The organism is Bartonella callosciuri (assembly GCF_014203215.1).
Lineage (GTDB): Bacteria > Pseudomonadota > Alphaproteobacteria > Rhizobiales > Rhizobiaceae > Bartonella > Bartonella callosciuri.
Genome location: NZ_JACHIM010000005.1, coordinates 124,069 through 131,919 on the forward strand (window position 1 = coordinate 124,069; position 7,851 = coordinate 131,919).

General features: G+C 36.0%; 5 protein-coding genes. 3 read left to right on the forward strand and 2 right to left on the reverse strand.

Going from position 1 to position 7,851, the window contains the following annotated elements:
• Positions 1 to 82 precede the first annotated feature (82 nt).
• Both secD and HNQ69_RS07665 read right to left on the reverse strand, forming a co-directional pair.
• Positions 83 to 2,608, reverse strand: a complete 2,526-nt coding sequence (gene secD, locus HNQ69_RS05700; protein WP_183229100.1) for a protein translocase subunit SecD — start codon at positions 2,606 to 2,608, stop codon at positions 83 to 85.
• A 71-nt stretch (positions 2,609 to 2,679) separates the two neighbouring features.
• Positions 2,680 to 2,976, reverse strand: coding sequence for a hypothetical protein (locus HNQ69_RS07665; RefSeq protein ID WP_343056861.1), 297 nt, complete (start codon positions 2,974 to 2,976; stop codon positions 2,680 to 2,682).
• Between the two features lie 251 nt (positions 2,977 to 3,227).
• Between HNQ69_RS07665 and HNQ69_RS05705 the strand changes: the two genes are divergently transcribed.
• The 3 genes from HNQ69_RS05705 to HNQ69_RS05715 all read left to right on the forward strand — a co-directional run bounded on the left by HNQ69_RS05705 (position 3,228) and on the right by HNQ69_RS05715 (position 7,223).
• Positions 3,228 to 5,603: a mechanosensitive ion channel domain-containing protein gene (locus tag HNQ69_RS05705; protein ID WP_183229113.1), complete on the forward strand. Its 2,376-nt coding sequence runs from the start codon at positions 3,228 to 3,230 to the stop codon at positions 5,601 to 5,603.
• On the forward strand, positions 5,597 to 5,869 hold the full coding sequence (locus HNQ69_RS05710) for a hypothetical protein (protein ID WP_183229101.1): 273 nt from the start codon (positions 5,597 to 5,599) through the stop codon (positions 5,867 to 5,869). The genes HNQ69_RS05705 and HNQ69_RS05710 overlap by 7 nt, the downstream gene beginning before the upstream one ends.
• A 421-nt stretch (positions 5,870 to 6,290) precedes the next feature.
• A complete protein-coding gene (locus HNQ69_RS05715; protein WP_183229103.1) occupies positions 6,291 to 7,223 on the forward strand; it encodes an outer membrane protein in 933 nt (310 codons plus the stop codon).
• Positions 7,224 to 7,851 lie beyond the last annotated feature (628 nt).

Genomic DNA, 7,851 nt, shown 5'->3' on the forward strand with positions numbered 1-7,851 from the left:
TTATGACTCTTTATCAAAAAATGAATGCGTTGAAACGGCTGTAATTTTTATGAGAAGAAAGGAGTAGTCCATCATTATGAATTTACATGGTGTTTTTACTTAGTTTAGGGCTTGTACGATTGTTTCGTTCACGCCACCAATTTCCTAGTATTAGTAAAATAGGAGCAGCTATAAAGATAGAGGATGATGTTGCAATAATAATTCCGAAAACCATAGGCAATGCAAAATTATGGACAGCACTCCCGCCCCATATCGCCATAGGCAGCATAGCGAGAATTGTGGTTGCGGATGTAAAGAGACAACGTATAAGAACTTGGTTAATTGAGAGATCAATCAATTCACGCAACGGCATTTTTTTATAAAGACGCATATTTTCACGCATTCTATCATAAACAACAACTTTATCATTTATAGAATAACCAACAATTGTTAAGAGGGCCGCGATGGCTGTTAAATTGAAATCAAATTGAAATAAAACAAAAAAACCAATCATTTTTGTGGTATCCAAGATGAGTGTAACAATTGCTCCAACTGCGAAGAACCATTCGAAGCGCAACCATATATAAAGGGACATAGCAATTGCAGCGAGAATAACAGCGGTAAAAGCAGCTGTAGCAAGCTCACTTGAAATTTTGGGGCCAACAACCTCTATTTGATTAAATGTGGCATTCGGATAGATCTTTTGTACAGCTGTTTTAACCTTATCAATAGCAATAGTTTGCTCTGCTTCACTGCCACTTTGTTTTTGCATACGAATTAGCACGGTGTGTTCATTATCAATGTTTTGCAGCGTAATTTCGCCAATGTTAAGGGCAGAAAGCTTAGAACGTAAGGTTGCTAAGTTTGCTGGTGCTTTTGTGGTAATACTCATTTGGCTACCACCAATGAAATCAATTCCGAAATTTAAGCCAGGTTTAAAAAATAGAAAAACTGAAACGATTGATAAAACAATTGAGACGCCAATACCAATGAAGCGCGCTTTCATAAAGCGGAAAGTTGTATTTTGTGTGGTGATTTTGAAAATAGAGTGAAGATGTAATGTTTTAATTTTCCACTTACGGACGATCCAAATCATCATAATGCGCACAATGGTGATATTCGTGAACATGGAGATGATAATACCAAGCAACATTGTTACAGCGAAACCGCGAACAGGACCGGTGCCAAACCAAAAAAGTAAAATAGTTGCAATGATTGCAGTTACATTGGCATCAACAATGGTTGCAAAAGCGTGTTTAAAACCACGGTCTAAGGCAGCAAAGGCGCTGATACCTTTTCGGCTTTCTTCGCGGATACGCTCATTGATCAGAATATTGGCATCAACGGCAATACCAATTCCTAAAATAATACCAGCAATACCCGGTAGTGTGAGTGTTGCTCCGAGGAGACTTAGTGCAGCAAATGTTAAAATAGTATGGAGAGCTAGGGCTATATTCGTAATGATTCCCCAACTTCTGTATAGAAGAAAAATAAAAACTGTAACAAGAACAAAGCCGATAATGCCTGTATAAAGTCCCATTTGAATGGCATCAGCACCAAGATTTGGACCTACGGTTCTCTCTTCAATCACGGTGAGTGGTGCAGGCAAGGAACCAGCGCGCAGCAAAGCCGCTAGTGTTGAGGCTTCTTTAGGATCAAAGTTTCCTGTAATTTGACCTTGTCCGTTGGGAATGACACTATTAATGGTAGGAGCGGTCAAAACTTTGTTATCAAGAACGATTGCAAAAGGACGATTAATATTTTGTCGTGTTATTTCTGCAAATATTTTTGCACCAGCAGAATTCAGGGTAAATGAAATAATAGAACGTCCCGGCATTTGTGGATCGAAACCTGCGCGGGCGTCTTTCAGAACATTTCCATCTAAGGCAATTTGGTTATAAATCGCGTAGCGTTGTGTCTCATTTGTATATCCGGGAAGGATTGAAACACCTGCAGGTGGGTTATTGATATCTACATTAGAGGGCACAAGATGAAAGGTCATCTTAGCCGTTGTTCCTAAAAGATCACGTAACTGCTTTGGGTCTTGTAAGCCTGGCAATTGAACCATAATACGATCGGTCCCTACCTTTTGGATGGCAGGCTCAGTAACACCAACTTGATCTATACGGCGACGAATGATTTCTAAACTTTGTTCAATAGCATTGCTAAGACGATCCTTAATACCAGCTTCAGTTAATGTTACACGGAGAGTTTCATTTTGAGCACTGATAGTGATATCATTGGCTGTAGCTCCAAAGCTGCTGTGTATGGGGGTTATCAATGTCTTCAAAGCAGAAAGTGCTTTTTCAGTTTGTAATGGATCAGAAATAAGTGCAACGACGCTATCTTCGATAATACGAACGCTCGATGTACGGATTTGTTTTTCGCGGAGTTTATTACGCACATTTCCCAAAACTATGTGTAGTTGATCACGTTTTAGTGTTTTGGCATCGACTTCGAGTAGGAGAGAAGAACCTCCTTGAAGGTCAAGCCCAAGTGTCACACGGGTGTTGGTTAAGAATTGTGAGTTTTTAACCTGTTCTTGCGAAAATAAATTGGGTAAGGTAATGTAAATGCTGCTTAAAAGGATAAAACAATAAAGGGTAGTCAACCAACCGGGTGTACGCATGATATAGTCCGCTAAAAGGTGATCTAATAGTTATTAAAGGTAGATGTAAGATAAGATGATAGTTTCATAATTCAAGAAAGAGGAGGAGCGCGTTTATTCGAAAAATATTGCGTTTGCAAGTTTCCAACCCGTATGCAAAGAGCTATGGTCATTATTAAAAAGAGATTCAATGCTATAATATTTTGAAAAATATTAGCAGACAGAACAGAATCTATAGGGAGTGTTACAAGTTTTTTGTTTTCAGTTGTTGTAACATTTAATTTATCACGCTTGTCTTTTAAATCAAATGCATTAGTTGTAATTATATTCTTGGCATTTGATCGTGCAATCAAATGAACATACACTTCCAGGTGACTGATTAAAAGCATGCCAAAGCTGGACAGCAGAAGCCAGGTCGCAAAAGGGAAAAAATTTTCTTTTTTGCAAAAAAGGTGCAAAAAAAACATACCAGGCTACCCTCTTTGTCTTAATTTAATTTCAAATTATTCTATTCTGTTTCTCTTACCAGTATTATAGAATAAGGGGAAGCTTTTATAAAATTATTCTACAAAAGTTGAAAATAGTTGTCTCCTGTCATATTTTTAGAAGGCGAGATTTTGTGTTTACATCTAAGGCAGATATGTATTCATTTTTTTTAAAAAAATTACGCATTCTTTTCTTCATTCTTGGGACTATTGTCGTGTTTAACTCTTGTGTGGGGGAGGAGTTTATCACACAAACTGAAATAAGTAAAAAATCGATAACCACACGCTCAATTGATAGAATTATTCAGAAAAAACAGTCAATTATTAGAATTCTTGAACAAGAAACAGAAGCTTTAGAAAAAGACTGTGAAAGCGAATCAGAAGATGAGAATTCTTTGGCAGAGCTGCGGTTACGGGCGCGAGATACCAGTAAACGAGCTTTCGAAGCAGCATTTGCTTTGCGGGCTCCTCTTAATGATATTAATGTACTTCTTGATCAGTTGACAGAGATTCGTGATGATCAAAAAAACTTGAAAAGTCAAAATAAGGAGCGCTTTAGCCTTATAGAGCAAAGGGCTAAGATTAATGATACAGTTCGCCGGCTTGAGGAGATATTTTTGGCTACGAATAGAATAGTTGAGCTTACACTTTCTCAATCTCGAGAACTTTTTAAACGCAAGCTTACCTACAGGTTTGATTTTTCAATACCAATGGTTAAACACGTTATTAAGAAAACCGAAGAAGCTTCATCTAATTTTATTTTTTTGTTCAATTCTTGGTGGCAATTTGTATTTTATTTCAAGTTGTTACAACTGTTTCTTTCCTTTTTGATTCCGCTTTTTGTTGCTGTTGGCCTTTCTTATTTTTCTCGTAAGGCTCTTGCACATGTACGTTACCGTGTTGCCAAGTGCAATGAGGAAGTATCTTATTTACAGCGCTTGTTGATCGCTTTTGTTGCAATTCTTCTCCCTTCGCTTGTCTGTGGTGTTTGTATTTATCTGGTGTTTTTTTTGTTTCATAGCTTTGGTTTGGATTCAGGGAAAATCACAACGGTATTTTATACGGTTGGGTGTCAAATTAGTTTGGTCTTTTTTATAAATCGTTTGGCTGTTGTTCTTTTATCATCAAATATGCCACATGTGCGTCTTTTAAATATTGTACCGTCGGCGGCATATCAATTGATGAGTTTGTTGACTTTTTTAGGTATAATTTTGGCATTTGATGCTGTTCTTGATAGTATTTATCAAGTAGTTTCAGCCTCTCTTTCTTTGACAATTGCAAAGAGTTTCATTGCTGTTTTTCTTGTAGCGATTTTGCTGTTTATAATTTCATTTGTACCTTTGCAATTTAGACGTGCACGTTCTCAAGATGAAAAGGGAGAACCGCTGTTTTGGCCGCTTTATATACGCATTCCCCTTATTGTATTGGGATTATCGCTTATTGTGATGGATTTTTTAGGCTATGTTGGTTTAGCGCGTTTTATTATGCAACAAATTGTAATTGGGGGTGCATTTTTGGTTCTCATGTATTTGGGGATGAAAAGCGCTCAAGCACTTGGAAATAAAGGTCAATTTATGAAAACAAGTGTTGGACATACTTTGATGCAGTGGTTGCATTTAGAAGAAAAAACAATGAATCAATTGGGGGGTATTCTGAGTATTTTTCTTAATTTAGTTGTGATTGTATTTTGCGCAATGCCGATTGCCGTGCAGTTTGGATTTTCGTATTCTGAGTTGAGAGCCGTGTTGTGGCAGCTAATGACTGGTTTTCAAATTGGAAATGTGTTCATTTCTTTAATTTCTATTGTAACTGGAATTATTGCTTTCTTTACTTTCTTGTTTCTCAACCGGCGACTTATCAGTTGGCTCGATGAAACGGTTTTGGAGTATGGAGAATTTGATTCTGGGGTCCGTAATTCTATCAAAACGGTCATAAGTTATTGTGGTATTATTGTATCGGCTTTGATAGGGATGTCAATGGCAGGGTTTGAACTTAAAAATTTTGCGCTTATTGCTGGTGGGCTTTCGCTGGGCATAGGGTTTGGTTTGCAAAATCTTGTTCAAAACTTTGTATCTGGGCTTATTATCTTGATTGGAAGACCGTTTAAACTTGGAGATTATGTGGAAGCTGGATCAGTAGGTGGTATTGTCAAACGTATCAGTGTGCGTGCAACGGAACTTGAAACACTTCAGCGTAAGACGATTATTATTCCTAATTCAAGCCTCATCAATAACAATGTCAGTAATTGGACTCGACGTAGTAAAATGGGGCGAGTTGATATCCCTATTGCTGTTTCTTCCAACATTGCTCCAGAGCGTGTTGTTGAACTTCTGCTAGAGGTTGCTTCTGCGACAGAGGGTATTTTAAAACACCCTGCACCACAGGTCAGCTTTACTGCGTTTGATAGTAAAAAATTTTCATTCACTTTGGCTGTTTATGTGCCTAACATTACTTCACCTTCTAAGGTGACCAATGCTCTTCGCTTTATATTATATAAACGTTTTGTTGAAGAAGGAATCCTGGAATGCTAAAATATGCTCGTGTTTTTTTTGCGGTCATGCTGTTGGATATTTTAAATATGACTGCTTTTGCCGCAACAGTGAAGAATACTGATTTAAAGGTACAATCTTTTATTATTGTTGAAGGGAGTAATCCTTCAAATATCTCACTAAAGGCGCATCAAACAGTTACAGTTTGTATGAAGGGGTGTTTTATCACTTTTCCTAATGGGGACCATTTTGCAATAAATGCAGAAGATAATATAGAAATCAGTGAAGGCAGAGCGATTTTTAAATAAAATACTTTAAGATTTTTTGTTCTTAGTAAAGTTTGAAAATCAATTTTGTGCTCGTTAATAATGTCATATTTAAGAGTTTTTTATAAAAATATATGATCTCGGTGTGAGATTTAGTGTTAAGTATATTAGGTAGATGATTTTTTTATGCCTATAGACGCCGAAATATATAAATAAAAGTGTATTAGTTTTTTCGTTTTGTGAAATTTTTTGAAAAATATACGTATAAACTGTTTGCTTATTTAATATATATTAATCTTTTAAAATGTTTATTATTGATAAAATATTAAAATTGATTAATATTTTATTTTATAAAATTAAGTTTTGATGTAATTATAGAAAAGTATACGAAATTTTGAAGCATATTATAGCACTTTGTTTTTTTAAATCTGATTATTTTTAAACAATAAGGGGATATAATTTTATGAATACAAAATATTTAATAACAATATCTGCTTTTGCTTTCATTTCAGGTTCTGTAGTACAAGCAGCAGATGTTATCATTCCTCAACAATCAGAACAAGTTTTTTCATCAGTTGATGTTCCTGCTTTTTCTTGGACAGGTTTTTATTTCGGTGGTCAGATCGGTGGTTTTTCAAGTAAGCTTTCTGCAATAACGCGTGATGTTGATATTCCTCTCTATCCTGATGAGGATAGTAAGCATAAAAAATGGGTTCCGGTTGAGAAAAAATATTTGCCTAAATTGTCTGGTTTTGTAGGTGGTCTTTATGCCGGTGCCAATTTTGATCTCGGCAATAGTTTTATCTTAGGTGTTGATACCGATATAATTTTGCCTGAACGAAAAAAGACAAAAACTATTATTATTTCCGATGAAAAAACTGAGGTCGGTTCCGATGTATTTGTTAAAAATAAATCTCCAGAGGACTCGGAAGAGAAAATTGATGATTTAGCAAAAAAAGTTATTGAAAAATCAATAAGAGATGTGAGAAATGGAGTTCTTCCGTCGGTTATAAAAAACCAAAGAGAGGCAGAAGAAGATCGTATGACCTTTAGTCATACTTTAAAGCAGAAATGGACAGGTTCCACGCGAGTGCGTGTTGGTTTGTCCGCTGGTCGTATGATGCCTTATATCTCTGGGGGTGTCGCTTATGGGCAGTTTCAGGATATTTTGTCGATATCAATTACGGGGAACGAGAGCTTTAATGCAACATCAGATGCTACAAAAATGATGTTTGGTTATACTCTTGGTGGTGGTGTTGATTTTGCTATCACAGATAATGTCATTGTACGTGGGGAATATCGTTACTCAGATTTTGGTAAAAAGAAATTTAAGGACGAGATTGAAATTAAGTATAAAACGAATGACTTCCGTGCTGGGATAGCTTACAAATTTTAATTCTCGCGAAACTAAAGTGGCTTAAAAGGTTCTATCTTTGATAGAACCTTCATTTTTTTATTTTATGCATTGTAAATACGATTTTATGGTCGAGTAGATCTCTTTGGTTTCGAATGATTATGATGAAGTGAGAAAGAGTTGCTTAGAATAAAGCCTCTTTAGCTTATAAAGTACGGCTAAAATATTTGTTTAAAAAAGATATGATTCGCAATTGAAGTCATCGCTAATGGTGCGACCTAAGAGCGCTATAAATGCTTCATTATACGGTGGTTCAAGAGGGTGTTCTGTTTGTTTATACTTATGCTGAAAAATAAGAAAGAATTAGCATATGCTGGTGCGGACGGCGTGCACCACTTCTCGATTTTCTACAATATCACGTGATAGCGTTGTTTATCTTTTTTATTCCATAAAACATTGTTTTTATTGCTTTTTACTTTTTAATTGTCTTTTTATATGCGATTTTGATATCAGATGAATCTGTCAAAAGCGCAATTCAAAAGGTGGTTCAAAAGGTGGTTTTATAGATGGTGAGAAAAACAAGAACGCGTGATAGGTTATCCGTCTTATCTATAAAAAATTTGCCCAAAGGCAAATATGCTGATGGAGCTGGTTTATGGCTTATCAAAAC

Bases quoted from the DNA above. Each gene is read 5' to 3' on its own strand.
- secD (WP_183229100.1), bottom strand. From the start codon at position 2,608: ATGCGTACACCCGGTTGGTTGACTACCCTTTATTGTTTTATCCTTTTA.
- HNQ69_RS07665 (WP_343056861.1), bottom strand. From the start codon at position 2,976: ATGCTTTTAATCAGTCACCTGGAAGTGTATGTTCATTTGATTGCACGA.
- HNQ69_RS05705 (WP_183229113.1), top strand. From the start codon at position 3,228: ATGTATTCATTTTTTTTAAAAAAATTACGCATTCTTTTCTTCATTCTT.
- HNQ69_RS05710 (WP_183229101.1), top strand. From the start codon at position 5,597: ATGCTAAAATATGCTCGTGTTTTTTTTGCGGTCATGCTGTTGGATATT.
- HNQ69_RS05715 (WP_183229103.1), top strand. From the start codon at position 6,291: ATGAATACAAAATATTTAATAACAATATCTGCTTTTGCTTTCATTTCA.